Below are 17,163 nucleotides of genomic sequence, written 5' to 3'. Positions count from 1 at the left end.
ATGGCCCGGATCATGGGCAGGGAGCAGACGATGGCGGAGCCTGGAGCCGTGGATACGGCGTCACTGGCGGGACGACGATTCCAGGTTCGAGACCGTTACGAGGTCGGCCGCGAGAAGGTGCGGGAGTTCGCGCGCGCGGTGCAGAACCACCACTACGCGCACCACGGCGAACCGCACGCCCGCGAGCTCGGCTACGACAGCATCATCGCGCCGCCGACCTTCGCCTCGGTGATCGGCATGACGGGCACCAAGGCGCTGCTGGACACGGTGCTCACCGACTACGACCTGACCCAGATCCTGCAGACCGACCAGGTCTTCGAGATGCACCGGCCGATCCTGGCCGGTGACACCATCCGCACCGGGATGCTGATCGAGTCGATCCGGCAGTTCGGCGACAACGACTTCATCACCGTGAAGTTCGAGCTGGCCAACCAGGACGACGAGATCCTGCAGATCGGCTCGACCACGATCGTGGCCCGCCGCGGCGCGGAGGTCGACCCGAACCTGGTCGCGGCGGTCGACAAGATCTTCATGCACTCGCGTCCGGAGCCGGGCGATCCCTTCCAGCCCGACGCGCCCGGCCTGATCGAATCCGACGCGAACGAGCACTCACACGTCGCCCCGTCGCGGCCCGTGCACACCGCGCAGGACTTCGACGAGCTGACCGTCGGCGACCAGCTGCCCGCGGGCACCGCGTCGCTGACCCGTGGCGACCTGGCCAACTACGCGGGCGTCGCGGGCGATCCCAACCCGATTCACTTCAGCGAGCGCGCCGCCGAGCTGGTCGGCCTCCCGACCGTCGTCGCGCACGGCATGCTGACGATGGGCTTGGCCGCCGAGTACCTGACCTCCTGGCTCGGCGATCCCACGGCCATCGAGAAGTTCAGCGTCCGCTTCTCCGGTTTCGTTCCGGTGCCCCCCGACGCGGCGGCCACGATCGAGTTCACCGGCAAGATCAAATCGCTCGATACCGAGCGGCGCGCGGGCACCATCGTGCTCGGCGGCACCTCGGACGGCCGCAAGCTGTTCGGCCGCGCCGTCGCCGAGGTCCGCTTCTCCTGACCGTCACTCCTCGAGGGTGGCGTGCATCAGGTAGACGTTGTAGTCGCTCCACGTCGAGATCTTGAAGTACAGATCCGAACCCGTCGACCACGGGTGGATGAAACCGCCGTACAGCTCGGGATAGTCGAGCACGGTGACGGTCGGCGTGCCGGCGGACCACACGCCCTGCGGTGAATTCGCTTCGCGCACAACGATGGCGGCGCGCGCGGTGTCGAGGTAACTCATCTGCCAGACGTCGCGCGTCACGTCGTAGCGGACCGAGAGTTCGGCCGCGGGCGCGTCGACGATCGGTGTCGCGCCGCCCGTTCCGCCCACGGGTGTCCACTGTCCGTCCCGCCAGTACTGATAGGCGGTGGTGTTGAGGATCTGGTCTTTCGCCACCCTGGCCAGGCCGACGGAGCCGAGCCGGGTGTTGGGCGTGCCGAACATGTAGACGTGGTCGCCGTGCGGAACCATCGCGCTCACCTGGAAATTCGCGAGACCGAAGATGTTGTCCCAGCGCGCGTGCGGGTCCTTGGTCCAGGTCTGGCCGTGATCGTCGGAGTAGGCGATGCCGCCGTAGTTGGTGAAGAACGTGCCCGGCACGCTGTGCCAGGTGCGAATCGACATGTAGCTCAGGTACTGCCGGTCGCCGAGTGCGAAACCGGAGGTCGGGATGGTGGTGATCTCGACGTTGTCGAGCTTGCGGCTGGACAGCACCTCGGCGGCGTGGCACCGGCCGTCGGTGACCATCCGGTCGTAGGTCATCCCGTCGGACAGCTCGCGGTCGGTGCTGAAAGCGAGCACGTTGCTGCGCCAGTCGCCGCCCATGCCGCCTGGCGGATGGAACCCGCGCCCGACGGTGTCGCCGAACGCGACCGCGATCTCCCCCGGCGCGCTCTCCCACATGATGCCGAGATCCGTGCCGTCCACCTGCCAGCGCTTGTCGGTGCGGTTCACCGAGTTCGCGCCGGTCTGTTTGGCCACCTCGCGCACTCCCGCGATGCGCGGCGCCGGGCGCGCGGGCGACTGCGCCGCGGGCTCGACCGGTGCGTCGACGCGCGGCGGTGGCGGCGGTACGGGGCCGGGATCCGGTCCGGGACCGGGCACCCCGAAGTGGAAAGGCTTGGGGCTCAACAGAATCTCGGGAATACCGAGCTGACCGGCCAGGCCGGGCGGAGGCGGCGGGCCGTCGGTGAGATCGGGGCACGGGTTCATGCACGGGTCGTCGGGCAGCGCCGTGTCGGTGCGCACCGGCTGGGGGTCGGGCTGCTGCGGCGGCAGGACGGTGATCACCGGGTACGGGATCGGCACCTCGAGGGTCTTGGGGACCAGCGGTTCGTGCACGGGCCGCGGATCACTCACGCATGGACCACTGCCCGGCACACCCGCCGCGATACCCGGCTCGGGCGTCGCAAGCGCGAGCGACCGGTCGCCGTACATCAACGCGCCCGCGCCGAACACCACGGCGCCGACCGCGGCCACCAGCCGCCTGGCCATACACAACCCCTCGACGTTCCATGCTCTGCAAGATCGGGTCGACCCTACCGGTCACCACCCACAGGCCAGGCGGTATTTTCCGAAACCCCCGCATAGACAAGAGTGTCGGAGCCGCGTCCGGCAGTGCACGTTGGAGCACCTCCCGGCCGTGCGTGGGCGTTGACGGACCGCGCCCGCCATCGCGTTGAACGCCGTAACTCCGCCCCGGCCGTGCGCGAACTGTTGACGGACCGCTTCTCGCGGCGCACGTTGGGTACGTGAGCAATTCAGTGATACGCCGATGCGCCGCCGCGGCATTCGGCGCCGTGACCCTGATCGGGATGGCCGCGCCCGCCATCGCCGAGTCCCCGCCGTTCTCCGTGGTCTCCGGCCCGAGGGACGCCGATCCCGGACCGACGTACCGGCCGGGACCGAAGGGCGACAACGTCCCGCCGCCGAAGGATGACGACGAGCGCCCGCGCCGGTACTACGCCAACTGCGATCAGGTGCGCGCCGAGGGGGCCTGGCCGCTATACCGTGGCCAGCCCGGTTACGCGTCGTACCTGGACACGGACGGCGACGGCATCGCCTGCAACTGAGCAGTGCCGCTGCCGTCGCTCCGGCCGTGCGCGGGTTGTGTCCGAAAGCGTCTGTTGAGGGGCACATCCGCACCATCGCCGCGACCATGCACGGAGAGGCGTCCGATGGGATGTACCTCCGCGTCGTCGCTGCGACCATGCACGGGGATTCGGATGTACCTCCGCCCGCCTACTGCACCGCCTGGAAGGTCAGGATGGTCGCCCCGATCCGGATGACGTCGCCGTCGGCGAGCAACGCCCCGCTTTCGATCGCCTCCTCGTTGATGTACACGCCGTTGGCCGAATGCAGGTCCTTGATCAGGAGTCCGGCCCGGCTCGGCATGATGTGCGCGTGGTAGCGGCTGGCCTTCGGGTCGTCGAGCACCAGGTCGTTGTCGGTCATCCGGCCGATCCGCATGCCGCCCAACGCGATCGGCTGCACCCGCCCGTCCGGCATGCGCAGTTGTCCGCTGCGCACCGAGCGCGGCAGCTCGGTGACGGTATCGGTCATGGCGGCGGCCAAGCGCTCGGTGCGCTTGAACTCCATGGTGTTCAACGGTTCCTGGCGCAGCACCCGCTGTTCCAGCTCGACCAGCGCGGGGCCCGGATCGATGCCGAGCTCGTCGGCGAGCACGGTGCGCACCCTGCGGCACGCGTCGAGGGCGTCGGCCTGGCGGCCGGAGAGGTAGAGCGCGGTGATCAACTGACCCCACAGCGGTTCCCGCAGCGGATGCTCGTTGGTGATCGAGACCAGTTCGCTGATCACCGAAGAGGCTCGCCCGCAGGCGATCTCGGCGTCGATGCGGGCCGAGACGGCCAGCAGCCGTTCCTCGTCCATCGCGGTGGCGAACCCGTCGGCGAACTGCAGACCCGCCAGGTCGGACATCGCCCGGCCGCTCCACTCGCGCAAGGCGTTGCCGAACAACTGCGCGGCGCCCGCGTGATCGCCGACCCCAGCTGCCTTGGCCGCGGCATCCCTGGTGGCCTCGAAACGGCCGATGTCGCAGGCCTCCTCGGGGATCTCCAAGCGGTAGCCCGAGGACTCGGTGCGCAACACCTGCACCGGATCCACACCCGAATTACGCAGCGCCTTACGGATATTCGAGACGAACACCTGCAAGCTGGCGGCGTAGGAATCCGGCGGATCCTCGTTCCACACCATGTCGGCCAGTGCGGCCGATGCCACCGCGCGCCGCCGATTGACGGCCAACGCGGCAAGCAACGCTCGCGGCTTGGGCCCGCCGACCGCCACCGGCTCACCACCGACGAGCAGCCGAACGGGCCCGAGCACACGCACATCAAGACTCATGAGCTCGGGCCCCCGGAGAGAAAGGGGTCAGGCGCTGATCGACCGCCCCGCAGACTTCAGATCATTGCACGCCTCGAGGACGCGCGCCGCCATCGAGGTCTCGGCCTTCTTCAGGTAGGCGCGCGGATCGTAGGCCTTCTTGTTTCCGACCTCGCCGTCGATCTTGAGCACGCCGTCGTAGTTCGAGAACATGTGCGCGGCGACCGGACGGGTGAAGGCGTACTGGGTGTCGGTGTCGACGTTCATCTTCACCACGCCGAAACGCAGCGAGTCCTCGATCTCCGACTTCAGCGAGCCCGAGCCGCCGTGGAAGACGAAGTCGAACGGCTGCGCGTCCGTGGCGAGACCCAGCTTGGCGGCCGCGACGCGCTGGCCCTCGGCCAGCACCTCGGGCTTGAGCACCACGTTGCCCGGCTTGTACACGCCGTGCACGTTGCCGAAGGTGGCCGCGAGCAGGTACTTGCCGTTCTCGCCCGCGCCGAGGGCGTCGATGGTCTTCTCGAAGTCCTCCGGCGAGGTGTAGAGCTTCTCGTTGATCTCGGCCTCGACGCCGTCCTCTTCACCACCGACGACGCCGATCTCGACCTCGAGGATGATGTTGGCCGCGGCGGTGGCCTTGAGCAGCTCCTTGGCGATCTCCAGGTTCTCGTCGATCGGGATCGCGGAGCCGTCCCACATGTGCGACTGGAACAGCGGGAGGCCGCCGCCGTTCACCCGCTCCTGGGAGATGGCGATCAGCGGACGGACGAAGCTGTCCAGCTTGTCCTTGGGGCAGTGGTCGGTGTGCAGCGCGATCGTCACGTCGTACTTCGCGGCGACCACGTGCGCGAACTCGGCCAGCGCGACCGCGCCGGTGACCATGTCCTTCACGCCGAGGCCGGAGCCGAACTCCGAACCACCGGTGGAGAACTGGATGATGCCGTCGCTGCCCGCGTCGGCGAAGCCTTTGATGGCCGCGTTGATCGTCTCCGACGAGGTGCAGTTGATGGCCGGGAAGGCAAAGGAGTTCGCTTTGGCCCGACCGAGCATCTCGGCGTAGACCTCCGGAGTCGCGATGGGCACTGTGAAGACCTCCGTGTCGTGCGGCAAAAGGCGGTAGCCAATTCTGTCAGGCCATACCCTAAGGCAGGGGCGTTTCTCCGCCTTTCTCTGGGCGGCAGGCAGTACTTACGGAGGTGAGACCTCCACACACACCCAGCCCCGCACGGAGCGAGTCTTACGAGCGACCGTTCGCGGCCGTCTCGCATCCGAGCGGCCGAAGCGCATGCGATGTAGTCGCGAGTCTCGGCCGCTCGGATGCGAGACATAAGGGCCGCGAACCCGCGCGCGCCAGCGCGCCAAGCACACAGCCTGGTTAATCAAGGGTAATTTCTCGCTCGACGGGGGATTCTCAGCGTGACCCGGTACTGTGGGCCGGGTAATTGCGCTGGCAGCTTCCGATGCGGTGGCAAGCAATGTATAGGCCAGCCGCATCCCGGGACAGGAGGCCGCGTGATTCTGCAGGCAGCGACCGAATCGGTGACGACCAACCTCGCACTGACCCAGTTGCTGGACCCGATGTACCTGCTCCAGGAGACGTGGCTGAAGAACGCGGTGCTGCCCGCGATCCTCGTGATCGTCTTCATCGAGACCGGTCTGCTGTTCCCGCTTCTTCCCGGCGACTCCCTGCTGTTCACCGGCGGCCTGCTGGCGGCGCAGGACAATCCGCCGGTGTCCATCTGGGTGCTGGTGCCCGCCGTCACGTTCGTCGCCTTCGCCGGTGACCAATGTGGTTATTGGATCGGCCGCGCCATCGGCCCGGCGATCTTCCGCAAGGAAGACACCCGGTTCTTCAAGAAGTCCTACGTGACGGAGACGCACGAGTTCTTCGAGAAGCACGGCCCGAAGACCATCATCCTGGCCAGGTTCGTGCCGATCGTGCGCACCTTCATGCCGGTGCTGGCGGGCGTGTCCAAGATGGACTACCGCAAGTACGTCGCGTTCGACATCGTCGGCGCCGTCCTGTGGGGCGGCGGAGTCACGATCCTCGGCTACTTCCTCGGTGGCGTCGGCTTCATCCGCGACCACGTCGAGGCGATCTTCCTGCTCATCGTGTTCGTCTCGATCCTGCCCGGGATCATGGCGGTGGCGAAGAAGGTCTTGAACCGCGGCGCCGAAAAGCCCGAGGTCGTCGAGCCCGAGCTGACCGCCTCGGCGAACGAGACCACCCGCTGAGGCCAGTGTCCAGCGCGTCGCCCCTCGCGATGGGCAGTTTCGATCCGCTGATCTCGGCGGGCCCCGCGCTCGTCTGGACGGTGGTGCTTACTTTCGTCTTCCTGGAATGCGCCCTGATCGTCGGGCTGTTCCTGCCCGGTGACTCGATGCTGATCACGGCGGGAATCGTGATGGCCTCGCACGCCACCGGCGAAGCGCAGGTGTGGGCGCTCTCGGTGGGCGCTATGGTCGCCGCGATCACCGGCAACCAGGTCGGGTACGTCATCGGACAACGCACCGGCCACCGCTTGGTGGCCCGCAAAGACGGCCGGTATATCAACACCCGCAACCTGCAACGCGTCTCCGAGTTGCTGCAACGGCACGGCTTCCTCGCGGTGCTGGTGGCCCGGTGGATTCCGTGGGTGCGGACGCTGTGCCCGATGGTCGCGGGCGCCGCGCAGATGGATCACCGCAAATACACCATCGCCAGCACCATCGGCGCCATCATCTGGGCCCCGGTGCTGCTGCTCATCGGCTTCTACGCGGGCAGCTTCCTGCAACGCGTGCCGTGGCTGATGCCCGGCGTGATCGGCACGCTGGTGGTGGGGCTGATCATCGGGACCATCCTCGGCATCCGGCACTACCGGCTGGAGATGTCGAAGCCCGCGGAGGAGTTCGACGTGGACGTGGAGGTCGACGCGCCGACCGTCGTGCTGCCGAGGGTCGAGTACTGAGAACTCGGACGCCCACCGCGGATCCAGCCGGGTAGCGAGCGCTCGGCACAATCCTGGCCCCAGGGCGAGCGCTCTACGCAATCTTGGATGCGGCGCGAGCGCCCGACGCGGTCCCCATCCGTAGAGCTAGCAGTCAGCGAAATCCCAGACCCGACGCGATCCGGACCGGACACGGACCGAGCGCCCGGCGCGGGCCGAGCCGGGATCGGCGTGACGATCAGATCCCGGCCGCGCTGACCTGGTAGGCGGCCTCCATCAGCAGCCAGCCGGACAGCTGCACCGACAGGTCGCGCTCGGGCACCTTCGACGAGGTCACCGAGCCACCCGAGGTGAAGTAACCGGCCCCCGCGATGCCACCGGGCAGCTGCGCGGGCCTGCTCCAGTCCGCGCCGAACAGCGGCTCGCCCTCGACCTCGAGCCGATTCGCCCAGGCAGCCGTCGCCGAGGCCCGCACGATCGCGGCCGCGGTTCGCCGGTCGGCGACCTGCTGGCGATCCTCGCCGGGCAGCATCACCGCGACCACCGCGAGGTAGCGGGCGAGGATGCCGTTGAACAGTCCGCCGTCACCGCCACCGCCGCCCTTGATGACGCCGCCGACGGTCATGTGGTCCTCCACCGCGGCAAGCAGCCGGTGCACCCGGTCCAGGTGGCGCTGCTCTCCGGTGTGCATCGCCAGCTCCGCCTCCACACCGAGCACCACGCCCTGGCAGTAGGTGAACGTCGGGCGCTCGATCACCCCGGAGGGCAGGTGGATGCCGTCCAGGATCAGGCCGGTGCCGGGATCGCGCAGGGTCGCGTCCAGCCAGTCCGCCATCTCCTGCGCGCGGTTGTGCCGCCCGAGGCGGCTGAGCGCGATGGCCGCGGGACCGTTGGCGGGCGCGTTGTAGTAGTCCGCGCGGACGCGCCACGGGATGCCGCCGCCGATCTCCGGATTCCACGCGTCGTACAGCTTCTTCTCCAGCGCGACCAGCGCGCTGCGCGCCTCGGTGAGGCTCTGGGTCCGCTCCGCCCGCTCCAAAGCGATGGCGAGCCAGGCCATGTCGTCGTAGTAGTTGTTGGTCCAGCCGGTGATGTTGCGAATGCGATGCGAGCGCACGAGTTCGCCGATCCGCTTGCGCCGCACCGGCGTCGGCGACCGGTTCGCCGCGTCCACCGCGCAGTCGATCAGGTGCGCCTGCCACCAGTAGTGCCAGGACACGAAGGCCCGCTCACGCTTGGTGGCCGGCCAGCCGACGACGCCGAGTTCCGTTCCGGGACAAGCCCACAGGGCCCGCAGATGTCGGGAGACGATCGCGGATTCCGCCATATCCGCCCGCTCCGACCAGAGCGCGGGCGTCGGTGCAGCATCCTGCCCAGTCCGTGGGCTCCGCGAGGTCATAGCTCAATGGTGCCAGGTGGAAGCCAGTTCTGGCCGTCGAATTGTTACCCGGCCGACGCCGAATCGTTCACACTGCAGGATCGTTCACCACGCGGTGGTGAGATCGGCGTGTTCGCGAATCCATGCGTGCATGGCAATACCCGCAGCCACACCTGCGTTGATGCTGCGGGTGGAACCGAACTGGGCGATCGAGACCGTCATCGCCGCCGCGTCTTTCGCGTGCGCGGTGACGCCGGGACCTTCCTGGCCGAACAGCAGCAGACAGTCGCGCGGCAACCGCGCCGTCTCCAGCGGCACCGAGCCGGGGACGTTGTCCACCGCGACCACCGTGAGACCCGCGCGCTCGGCGAAGGCGAGCAGTTCGGCGATATCGGTGTGGTGCTCGACGCGCTGGTAGCGGTCGGTGACCATGGCGCCGCGGCGATTCCACCGCCGCCTGCCGACGATGTGCACCGCGGCGGCGGCGAAGGCGTTGGCGGTGCGCACCACCGTGCCGATGTTCGCGTCGTGTCCGAAGTTCTCGATGGCGACGTGGAACGGGTGCCTGCGTGCGTCGATATCGGCGATGATCGCCTCGCGCGACCAGTAGCGGTAGGCGTCGACCACATTGCGGCGGTCGCCGTGCGCCAGCAGTTCGGGGTCGAGCCGCGGGTCGTCGGGCGGCGGTGCGCCGTGCTCCTCGATCCACGGACCGACGCCGTGCGGGTGCTCGCCCCACTCGGTGGGCCCGGGGAGGTGCTCCCCCGAGGAAAGGTCCGCGGTGTCCGACGACGAGTGACTCACCTGGACGATGCTAGTTCCGGCGTGCAGACGCACCTCAGCCCGCGCTCCCGACCTGCGCGAAGCCGCCCGCAGGCGCCGCTCAGTAGGACGACGACGAGTTCGCGGCGAAGATCGAGATAATGATGACCGCGACGATGCCCACCAGGTAGACGAGCATGATGATCGTGCCGACGATGCCGCAGACGTAGCCCGCCTTGACGTTGCCGCGCCCGCCGATCGCGCCGCCCGACGCGTCGATCTCGTCGAGCGCCCGCTTGCCCATCACCCAGGCGAACGGCGCGCAGAGCTGGCACAGCACCAGCCCGAGGATGCCGAGCACCAGGATGGTGGTGGACTGCGGGTGGTCCGGCGGCGGACCGTACGGGTTACCGTAGGGCTGCTGTGGATAGCCGTACGGCGGTGGGTAAGTCATGCGGGTGATGCTAGTTCCAAAACTCGCCGAGCGGCCCCGGCAATCGCACCGGACCCCCGGTCGGGTCGCCCACGGTCGCGCAATGGTGTAGCTGGCCACACCCTCGATTCGGCGGTCAGCTCCATCGAGAACGCCGCCGTCGGCGAGAAACATGGAGCCCATGACCGAGACACAAGACGAACCCACCCTCGTGCTCGACAAACCTGCCGCACCGCACCCGCAGGCCGGTGCCCTGTCGGCCATCCTGCGCGCGCCCGTCCAGGCCAGGACCTGGAAGGAGTTCGCCTATCTGATCACCGCGTTCGTGCTCGGGTGCCTCGCCGTCTGCTACCTGTTCTTCGGTTTCGGCGGCGGGCTCTACGCCTCGATCTTCCTGGTCGGCATCCCGCTGCTCGCGCTCGTCCTGCTCGGCGGGCGCCTCTGGGGATGGATCTACCGGGCACTGTGCCGCACGCTGCTCGGCACCCCGGTCGAAGCGCCGCCGGCGTTCACCCGGCAGCGCGGGCTGTTCGGGTTCCTGAAGAGCGCATTCACCGACCGGGCGAGCTGGCGGGCGATGCTCTTCCTGCTGGCGCAGTTCGTGCTCGGCGTGGTGATCGGTTATCTGGCGCTGCTGACCGTGGCGATCGTGGTGTTCATCGCGATCTCACCGATTCCGTGGGCGCTGTTCGATCCGATCAATGTCGACGAGAACGGGGTCGAACATCATTCGCTCATGCAGATCGGCACCTTCTACGTCGACTCGTGGCCGCGCATGCTCGGGGTCTCCGCGCTCGGCGTCGTCGGCTGCTTCGCGCTGCCCTGGCTGGTGCGCGGCGTCTGCCACCTGCACCGGCTGCTCACCGTCTGGCTGCTCGCCGCCACCGTGCGGGACCGTCAGCTGGTCGAGCTGCGGGCCAGCAGGCGCGCCGCCGTCGAGGACGCGGCCGCCACGCTGCGGCGCGTCGAGCGCGACCTGCACGACGGCACCCAGGCCCGGCTCGTCACCATCGCCATGGCGCTCGGCAGGGCCGAGGAACGCATCGCGGCGGGCGGCAACGCCACCGATCTGATCGCTGACGCGCACGCCAGCTCCAAGGACGCGCTGACCGAACTGCGCGAACTCGTGCGCGGCATCCATCCGCCCGCGCTGGAACTCGGCCTCGCCCCCGCGCTGGAGACGCTGACCGCCCGCTGCGCAGTACCCGTGGAGCTGCGGGTGCACCTGCCGAAGCGGCCGAGCCCGGCCATCGAGGCCATCGCCTACTTCTCCGTCGCCGAACTGCTCACCAACGTGGTCAAGCACGCGCACGCCGATCGGGCGTGGGTCTCGGTGCTGCCGGACAGCATCCGCACGATCGCGGTCACGGTGCGGGACAACGGAATCGGCGGTGTGCTGCCCCCGGCCGAAGGTGATCGGGCTGCGGGGAGCGGGCTCGCGGGTCTCGCGGCGCGGGCCCGCGCGGTGGACGGCACGCTCACCGTGCACAGCCCCACCGGCGGCCCGACCGTGGTAACCATCCTGCTGCCCAAGGGAGATCCACAGTGAGCACACCGCTGCGCGTCGTCATCGCCGAAGACAGCGCCATCCTGCGCGACGGTCTGGCCGGCCTGCTCGTCGAGCGCGGCCACGAGGTGGTCGCGATGGTCGGCGACGCGAGCACGCTCAGCGACGTGGTCGGCGAGCACAATCCCGATGTGGCGGTAGTGGACGTGCGGATGCCACCCTCCTTCACCGACGAGGGCCTGCTCGCCGCCATCGAACTGCGCAGGAAATACCCGATGACGGGCGTGCTCGTCTTCTCCCAGTGGATCGAAACCCGTTACGCCACCGAACTTCTCGCCGGTGGCGCCAGCGGGGTCGGCTACCTGCTCAAGGACCGGGTCGCCGACGTGCGCGACTTCGTCGACGCCCTGCACCGGGTCGCCACCGGCGGCACCGCCCTCGATCCCGAGGTAGTGAGTCAGCTGATGGGTGCTTCCCGCCAACAGGATTCGCTTGCCAGGCTCACGCCGCGCGAGCGCGAAGTGCTCGAGCTGATGGCACAGGGACTGTCCAACAACGCAATTGCCGACGCGCTCACCGTCACCGAGCGGGCCGTCGAGAAGCACATCGGCAACATTTTCGCCAAACTCGACCTGCCGCCGTCGGATACGCATCATCGACGGGTGCTCGCGGTGTTGCGGTTGAAGGGTTAGGCGCACCGCCGCCATCGCTCCGGCCGCTATCGCTCCACCGTGCAGGCCGCGGCGATTGCCTTCGTATCCCAATAGAACGGGTGAATTTCCGCGATCCGGCCGCTCTCCACGCGGAGCGTCTGCAAGATCGGGAATTGCAACTCTCGCCCGGTCGCCCTGGCCCGTGCGCGCACCTCGGTGCGCACCACGGCTGTTTCCCCGGTCGCCAGGAATTCCTGCTCAACCATCTCGAACAGCTCCCACACCGCCGCCATCGCCACAAAGAACCGCTCCAACCCCGCGTGCCCCCGCCAGATGCCGCCGTACGGCATTCCCTCGGCCTGGTAGAGCACCACGTCGTCGGCGAAGAACGGGGCGAGGGTGGTGAACGAAGCCCGGCCGGGGCCGCCTGCCTCGAAGTAGGCCGCCTCCGCGGCATACATTCCGGTGAGGACGTCTGTGGTCGTTGCGCTCGGCATAGGGACAGCGTGGCGCGAGAGCCCGGCGGGTGCTGGCGGAGATCGGACGGGGCGTTGGGGGTCGAGGCCCGCACGTGGGCGGGCTCGGGCTCGGGCTCGGGCTCGGGCTCGGGCTCGGGCTCGGGCTCGGGCTCGGAGAGATCGTAGGCGCCGTTCGTACGCGACCGTGCGACACGATTCGGCCCGATATTCGCCAAGGAACCGGATCGGAGGTCGAGGCCCGCCTATGCTTGAAATACGAGGTCAGTCGGGGTGTGGGGCGACTGGCACAGCCGGACGAAGTCCCCGCGCGCCTCCGGAGCGAAGGCGGAGGTACGCCCGAACGAAGTCCGTCCACAGCCGCGCACGGCCGGAACGGAGGCGGAGCAAGCATGGACCACGCACGGATTCTACGTACAGTGCTCGGCGTCACCGCCGTGTACCTGATGGTGCTGTGCTTCTGGCTGGGTTGGCTCGTGCACCGCACCCCGCCGGGCACGGTCCCGTTCCAGATCGTCGCCTTGGTCGGTCTCTTCGGTTCCTGCGTCGGCATCGGCATGCTGCTGGCCGCCCGCCCAACCCGCGCCGACCGCCGCCTCTGGCGCCACGGCCTCGAAGGGTGGGCAACCGTCGAAGGCGTGCACCCCCTCGAGCGCACCGATCATTACAGCGAACTCACCGAGATCGACCTCGAACTCACGGTTCCGGGATCCGAAACCTACCGCGGCTCCATCGTTTTCGATGTCATGCCCGCGGACAAGCCGAAACTTTCCCTCGGCGAGACGATTTCGATCCGTGTCGACCCGGCGAACCGGGATCGCATCATCCTGGTGCTGTAGGCGATACCCAGCCGCGACCGCGGCGCAGCGAAGATCAGCGCGCGGCACCAGCACGCGGCCAAGCGGGAACTAGCGCCCAGCGCTGGTATGCGGTGTAGCGGGACTCAGCGTGCGGCGAACCGGCCGTTGCGCACGCCCTCCACGAGATGGTCGATCCGGCGTTGCACGGTGTGGATCAGGGCTTGCTCCGGTGCGGGTTTGGCGACGACCTTGTCCTCGCCGAAGCTGATGTAGCGCCCGTCGCCGTCGAAGTCGTTGACCTGAAAGTCCTGGCGGCCCAGGGTATGTCGATTGTTCACGCTGCCGAGCGGATATACCGCCACGTGTGCGATGCAGGTGGTCGGCCGGTTGAAGAAACGATCGAAATCGTCCTTGGGACTGCGCCGCCACGGGTCGGTGTTCACGCCGCGCTGACCGGCGAGATCACGGACGTCGACGGAGAGCGAATCACCCCGGCCCGGCGGGCATTTCGGCAAAGCGCCGATCACCGCGGGCGCCACCTGCTCGGCGGTGAGGAACGACAGCTCCACATCGCCACCGTTGTCGTGGTCCACACCCGGCTGCTGCGTGACGATCGCACCGTGCTGGTAGTGCACCCCCGCGTGCGCGCGAATTCGCTTCTCGCGCCGCGGACCGCGGAATCCGGCCACCTCGACGCGCGCCTCCGGTCGCAACAAGACGTCCAATGCCCGTAGCAGGTTGTCGTCCATATGCGTCCACACCGCCATGGCCGCCACCTGCCAGGCACGACGGAAATCCTCCGGAACACCGGTGTCCTGCCACCGGTGCCCCAACGGGTACGGGAGCACGTCCCGACCCGTCGACTCCCACAACACCCGGAACTCCAGCGCGCTGAACCGCCAGCGCGTCACACCACTCAGCATCGACTCCGACTCATTCCCCGATCACCGGCGGGACCGTCTTCGGCGCATCCGCCAGTCCAGTGAGTTCGTCCCCGTGCTCCTGTGTGATCAGGTAATCCGGAATTCCCTTGCTGGACTCGTCTTCACCCTTGCCGCGCGCACCCGGCGCACCCATACCGGGCATGCCGCCCATGCCCGCGCGAGCGTTCGCCGCGGCGGGCCTTCCGCCCGCCGGACTCGCACCACCCGGAGTCCCTGGCACGCCGGGCACGCTCCCGCCGGGACGGCCAGTCGGGTTGCCTGGGCCACCGGGCGCACCGGGGCCGCCCAGTCCGCTCGGAGTGCCGGGAGTACCCGGCGTTCCCGGGGTGGTCGGTGTCGTTGGGGTAGTTGGAGTCGCCGAGGCCGGAGTCGTGCTGGTCGGCGTCGTCGGCGTCTCGGTGGACGCGGCTTGCGTGTCCTCGTCCGACTGCTGCTGCGAATCCTGTTGGTTCTGCGATGGATTCTCGGTCTGGCCCGGTTGGTTCGGGTCCTCGTTCGACGTCGGCTGCCCGCCACCATTATTCGTGCCGCCGGGTTGACCGCCGGTGTTCGTGCCACGCGGTTGTCCACCGTCGTTCTGGCCCGGGTCGCCGCCGTTTTCGGTGGGGTTGTGTGGTTTCGGGATCACGGGGACGCGATCGGTTTCCCGGAGCACCGGTTCATACACAGTCGTCAACACCCGCTTGGCCTCGGCCCACGCGTTGTTGTACGCGTCCTCGTTGTCCTTCCAGCCGCGCCCCGCGATCCAACTCCGAGTGTTCTCCCAGTTGGAATTGTGCTCGGGGACATGCGGGACGAGCTCCTTGGTCGGGGCCAGGCCCGTGGCAAGTTCCTCCGTCTTCTTGGCCATCAGTTTAGCGGCCTGCGACGTCTTCGCCGCCGAGGCAAGGAAATCGGTGACGCCCTGGGCAACAGCCTGCGCCGACGCTCCGCGCCAGACTCCGGGATTCGTAGCCTTCTGCATCTGGCTGTTGAACGCCGTCTGCGCGGCCTCGGCCCGCTTGCCGATCTCATCCCAAGCGTTGCGAAGACCGTTCACCGCGTCGAGGTCGATTTTGTCGACCTTGGCTCGCAACTCCTCGAGCGGGTTCTGGAAGTGGTCACAGCTCTTGATTCCCGACTTGAAATCGCCGACGAACCCGATCTCGCCCGCACCGGTTCGCACGGTATCGCGCTGCCGGTTGTACCGGTCCTGCACGGCCGCCGGGTCCACTTCCGGCTGCAACTCCTCGCCCGCTATCCAGCTGGTGATGTTGTGGAGCATGTTCTCGCCGAAGGAGTAGTTGTTGAAGAAGTCCATGCCGGGGAGGGACATGGGTCAGCCCCCCAATTCGTTGGTGACCCCGGAAATTTGGGCAGCGTGATCGACCACCTGACCGGTTATCCGGTTGAGCGAGAGCAGCATTACTTCGCGCATCTCTTTCACCACATCGATGGATTCGATAATCACCGAGTCAATCGAATCTGCTTCACCTGTCGCTTGACTACGGAACAGGGCCGTGAGGTCATCCGCCATGCTGAAATCACCGAATCCGGATACACGTTGAGCGTTCTGCGCCGACCTGAGCAGGTCGGTGTAGTCCTGGATGAACTTATCGCAAGCGGTCAAACACTCACGCGCGGCCGCCTCGTCGTCGAGGTAGATCTCCCCCGATTTAGCCTGGTCCGCGTATCGACGCCACTTGGTGATGTCCGGCTCACTCAATGCTTTCCCCTCCCAAAGTCATTGCGGAAATTGCGGCACAAGTATGCTGGCAGCTCGGTTCGCAAGCGAGCAAGGATCATCGGGATGGTCTTCTGCTGGGTTGTTCCCAACTTTGACCGAAAACGCGCCCTGGCGAGCGCTGAATACGATGTCGCAGGTCAACCTCTTAGAGGCGCCTTCGACTCGGTACTGAGATCCATTGCGGCCAGCGATCTGGACATCTTGGAACTCTACGTTCCCCGGCTTGTTCTGGATCTCGTCAGAAGTCCGCTTGGTCGAGAAGACAGTCACGTGGTATTTCGCGGCGTTCCATGAGCAGATCTCCCAGCCGGATTGCGGCACCCCCGCGACACCGGTCTCTTCCGTTGATGGATCTAATCCGATCTGCCGCAACGTCTCATCCGGAATCTCCGTGCACGGATTCCACAACGCCGCCTGCGCAGCACTCGTCGACGTGGTGGCGGTCCCCTCGGTCGATCCCCCGCAAGCCGCGGTCCCCAGCATCAACCCCGCAGCACACACACCCAACATCACACGCCGCGCCATCTGCTCCCCCTCAGGGTCTATCGACCTGCCTGTCCACGTCGACCCTACCGAAGCGCCGAACACAACGGCACAGTGCGCCAGGCAGGTACGTGCCTTCACTGTCTTGGACGCGCCAGGCCCGCGCTCGGTTCCATCGGAGCCCGCCGCGCGTTCAATCCACCGCCCGGTTGACGATGTCGACGGCCAGCAGCCGACCGCCGAGTTGCCGGAGCAAGAGCAGGCGGGACGGCCGGTGCCGGGCGTGCGGGAGTCGCGCTCGTCCTGCAAGCCGTCGGACCGGCCGCCCTCCAGGCTGGAGCGAATGACCCTCGCCCGCAGCGGTTTTCCCTACGAACGGTCGAGCGACGACCGCGCGTGTGCGTGCGGGTCGGCGAGGAGGTATTGGGCCGCGGCGTAGGTGCCGAGGATGACGCCCTCGGTGAGGCAGCGGGAGCGTGGGGTGCGGGCGAAGAGGCGGCGCAGCACGATCAGGCCGTCGGAGAGGGTGAACAGGAGGGCGCCGAGGCCGAGGCGGCTGCGCGGGTCGGCATCGGGGATGTTCAGGCCCGCAACGTTTTTCGCGCCGGGCGCGAGCCCGGGATCGGAGGCGAGGACGGCGGCGGTGCCGAGGGTGGCGCCGTAGGCGGTGAGCGGGGTCGCGACGGTG

19 protein-coding genes are annotated in these 17,163 nt (G+C 67.9%); 7 read left to right on the top strand and 12 right to left on the bottom strand.

Annotated features, from left to right (window positions below; translation table 11 throughout):
• The first annotated feature begins 30 nt into the window (after positions 1-30).
• Positions 31-1,062, top strand: coding sequence for a fused (3R)-hydroxyacyl-ACP dehydratase subunits HadA/HadB (locus NL1_RS31000; RefSeq protein ID WP_245673665.1), 1,032 nt, complete (start codon positions 31-33; stop codon positions 1,060-1,062).
• Between the two features lie 3 nt (positions 1,063-1,065).
• Here the strand turns inward: NL1_RS31000 and NL1_RS30995 are convergent, their stop codons facing one another.
• A complete protein-coding gene (locus tag NL1_RS30995; RefSeq protein ID WP_067846906.1) occupies positions 1,066-2,541 on the bottom strand; it encodes a glycoside hydrolase family 183 protein in 1,476 nt (491 codons plus the stop codon).
• Positions 2,542-2,798: 257 nt separating this feature from the next.
• On the opposite strand from NL1_RS30995, the gene NL1_RS30990 reads away from it, so the two are divergent.
• Complete coding sequence (locus NL1_RS30990) at positions 2,799-3,119, top strand: excalibur calcium-binding domain-containing protein (RefSeq protein WP_245673664.1); 321 nt, start codon at positions 2,799-2,801, stop codon at positions 3,117-3,119.
• A 169-nt stretch (positions 3,120-3,288) separates the two neighbouring features.
• On the opposite strand, the gene NL1_RS30985 is transcribed toward NL1_RS30990, so the two are convergent.
• The gene (locus NL1_RS30985) at positions 3,289-4,407 is read right to left on the bottom strand and encodes a BTAD domain-containing putative transcriptional regulator (RefSeq protein WP_067846900.1); all 1,119 of its coding nucleotides are present in this window, start codon (positions 4,405-4,407) and stop codon (positions 3,289-3,291) included.
• Between the two features lie 27 nt (positions 4,408-4,434).
• Positions 4,435-5,469: a class II fructose-bisphosphate aldolase gene (fbaA, locus tag NL1_RS30980; protein WP_067846943.1), complete on the bottom strand. Its 1,035-nt coding sequence runs from the start codon at positions 5,467-5,469 to the stop codon at positions 4,435-4,437.
• A gap of 495 nt (positions 5,470-5,964) precedes the next feature.
• On the opposite strand from fbaA, the gene NL1_RS30975 reads away from it, so the two are divergent.
• Both NL1_RS30975 and NL1_RS30970 read left to right on the top strand, forming a co-directional pair.
• A complete protein-coding gene (locus NL1_RS30975; RefSeq protein WP_084511175.1) occupies positions 5,965-6,621 on the top strand; it encodes a DedA family protein in 657 nt (218 codons plus the stop codon).
• 29 nt (positions 6,622-6,650) lie between these two features.
• Positions 6,651-7,334 carry a DedA family protein gene (locus NL1_RS30970; protein ID WP_067846940.1) on the top strand — a complete coding sequence of 228 codons (684 nt, stop codon included), beginning with the start codon at positions 6,651-6,653 and terminating at the stop codon, positions 7,332-7,334.
• Positions 7,335-7,551: 217 nt separating this feature from the next.
• On the opposite strand, the gene NL1_RS30965 is transcribed toward NL1_RS30970, so the two are convergent.
• The 3 genes from NL1_RS30965 to NL1_RS30955 form a co-directional block, all read right to left on the bottom strand.
• Positions 7,552-8,640 carry a glycoside hydrolase family 76 protein gene (locus NL1_RS30965; RefSeq protein ID WP_084511173.1) on the bottom strand — a complete coding sequence of 363 codons (1,089 nt, stop codon included), beginning with the start codon at positions 8,638-8,640 and terminating at the stop codon, positions 7,552-7,554.
• Positions 8,641-8,796: 156 nt separating this feature from the next.
• Positions 8,797-9,495: a TrmH family RNA methyltransferase gene (locus NL1_RS30960; protein ID WP_067846889.1), complete on the bottom strand. Its 699-nt coding sequence runs from the start codon at positions 9,493-9,495 to the stop codon at positions 8,797-8,799.
• Positions 9,496-9,574: 79 nt separating this feature from the next.
• Positions 9,575-9,907 (bottom strand): hypothetical protein, encoded by a 333-nt coding sequence (locus NL1_RS30955; protein ID WP_067846886.1) that lies wholly within the window; start codon positions 9,905-9,907, stop codon positions 9,575-9,577.
• Positions 9,908-10,067: 160 nt separating this feature from the next.
• Between NL1_RS30955 and NL1_RS30950 the strand changes: the two genes are divergently transcribed.
• Together NL1_RS30950 and NL1_RS30945 are read left to right on the top strand one after the other, a co-directional pair.
• Positions 10,068-11,435, top strand: coding sequence for a sensor histidine kinase (locus tag NL1_RS30950; RefSeq protein ID WP_067846937.1), 1,368 nt, complete (start codon positions 10,068-10,070; stop codon positions 11,433-11,435).
• A complete protein-coding gene (locus tag NL1_RS30945; RefSeq protein WP_218024514.1) occupies positions 11,432-12,085 on the top strand; it encodes a LuxR C-terminal-related transcriptional regulator in 654 nt (217 codons plus the stop codon). The genes NL1_RS30950 and NL1_RS30945 overlap by 4 nt, the downstream gene beginning before the upstream one ends.
• Before the next feature lie 26 nt (positions 12,086-12,111).
• Here NL1_RS30945 and NL1_RS30940 read toward each other — a convergent pair whose 3' ends face one another.
• Positions 12,112-12,543 (bottom strand): nuclear transport factor 2 family protein, encoded by a 432-nt coding sequence (locus NL1_RS30940; protein WP_067846883.1) that lies wholly within the window; start codon positions 12,541-12,543, stop codon positions 12,112-12,114.
• Positions 12,544-12,914: 371 nt separating this feature from the next.
• Here NL1_RS30940 and NL1_RS30935 point away from each other — a divergent pair, with 371 nt between their 5' ends.
• Entirely contained in the window at positions 12,915-13,361 is a 447-nt protein-coding gene (locus NL1_RS30935; RefSeq protein ID WP_067846880.1) for a hypothetical protein, read from the top strand.
• A gap of 104 nt (positions 13,362-13,465) precedes the next feature.
• Here the strand turns inward: NL1_RS30935 and NL1_RS30930 are convergent, their stop codons facing one another.
• The 5 genes from NL1_RS30930 to NL1_RS30915 all read right to left on the bottom strand — a co-directional run.
• Positions 13,466-14,233: an ESX secretion-associated protein EspG gene (locus tag NL1_RS30930; protein WP_245673663.1), complete on the bottom strand. Its 768-nt coding sequence runs from the start codon at positions 14,231-14,233 to the stop codon at positions 13,466-13,468.
• A gap of 22 nt (positions 14,234-14,255) precedes the next feature.
• A complete protein-coding gene (locus NL1_RS30925) occupies positions 14,256-15,581 on the bottom strand; it encodes a hypothetical protein (protein WP_156095137.1) in 1,326 nt (441 codons plus the stop codon).
• A gap of 3 nt (positions 15,582-15,584) precedes the next feature.
• Positions 15,585-15,971: a hypothetical protein gene (locus NL1_RS30920; protein WP_067846874.1), complete on the bottom strand. Its 387-nt coding sequence runs from the start codon at positions 15,969-15,971 to the stop codon at positions 15,585-15,587.
• An 18-nt stretch (positions 15,972-15,989) separates the two neighbouring features.
• A complete protein-coding gene (locus NL1_RS36990; RefSeq protein WP_084511172.1) occupies positions 15,990-16,517 on the bottom strand; it encodes a DUF3558 domain-containing protein in 528 nt (175 codons plus the stop codon).
• Positions 16,518-16,844: 327 nt separating this feature from the next.
• Positions 16,845-17,163, bottom strand: a 319-nt coding sequence (locus NL1_RS30915) for a lysoplasmalogenase family protein (RefSeq protein ID WP_218024513.1), incomplete at its 5' end; no start/stop codon positions are given.

Source organism: Nocardia lijiangensis NBRC 108240 (assembly GCF_001613045.1).
In the GTDB taxonomy this organism is placed as follows: Bacteria; Actinomycetota; Actinomycetes; order Mycobacteriales; family Mycobacteriaceae; genus Nocardia; species Nocardia lijiangensis.
Note: the sequence above shows the minus strand (reverse complement) of the source record. Positions and strands in the feature narration are given on the sequence as shown.

Bases quoted from the DNA above. Each gene is read 5' to 3' on its own strand.
- NL1_RS31000 (WP_245673665.1), top strand. From the start codon at position 31: ATGGCGGAGCCTGGAGCCGTGGATACGGCGTCACTGGCGGGACGACGA.
- NL1_RS30995 (WP_067846906.1), bottom strand. From the start codon at position 2,541: ATGGCCAGGCGGCTGGTGGCCGCGGTCGGCGCCGTGGTGTTCGGCGCG.
- NL1_RS30985 (WP_067846900.1), bottom strand. From the start codon at position 4,407: ATGAGTCTTGATGTGCGTGTGCTCGGGCCCGTTCGGCTGCTCGTCGGT.
- NL1_RS30975 (WP_084511175.1), top strand. From the start codon at position 5,965: ATGTACCTGCTCCAGGAGACGTGGCTGAAGAACGCGGTGCTGCCCGCG.
- NL1_RS30970 (WP_067846940.1), top strand. From the start codon at position 6,651: ATGGGCAGTTTCGATCCGCTGATCTCGGCGGGCCCCGCGCTCGTCTGG.
- NL1_RS30965 (WP_084511173.1), bottom strand. From the start codon at position 8,640: ATGGCGGAATCCGCGATCGTCTCCCGACATCTGCGGGCCCTGTGGGCT.
- NL1_RS30955 (WP_067846886.1), bottom strand. From the start codon at position 9,907: ATGACTTACCCACCGCCGTACGGCTATCCACAGCAGCCCTACGGTAAC.
- NL1_RS30950 (WP_067846937.1), top strand. From the start codon at position 10,068: ATGACCGAGACACAAGACGAACCCACCCTCGTGCTCGACAAACCTGCC.
- NL1_RS30940 (WP_067846883.1), bottom strand. From the start codon at position 12,543: ATGCCGAGCGCAACGACCACAGACGTCCTCACCGGAATGTATGCCGCG.
- NL1_RS30935 (WP_067846880.1), top strand. From the start codon at position 12,915: ATGGACCACGCACGGATTCTACGTACAGTGCTCGGCGTCACCGCCGTG.
- NL1_RS30925 (WP_156095137.1), bottom strand. From the start codon at position 15,581: ATGTCCCTCCCCGGCATGGACTTCTTCAACAACTACTCCTTCGGCGAG.
- NL1_RS36990 (WP_084511172.1), bottom strand. From the start codon at position 16,517: ATGGCGCGGCGTGTGATGTTGGGTGTGTGTGCTGCGGGGTTGATGCTG.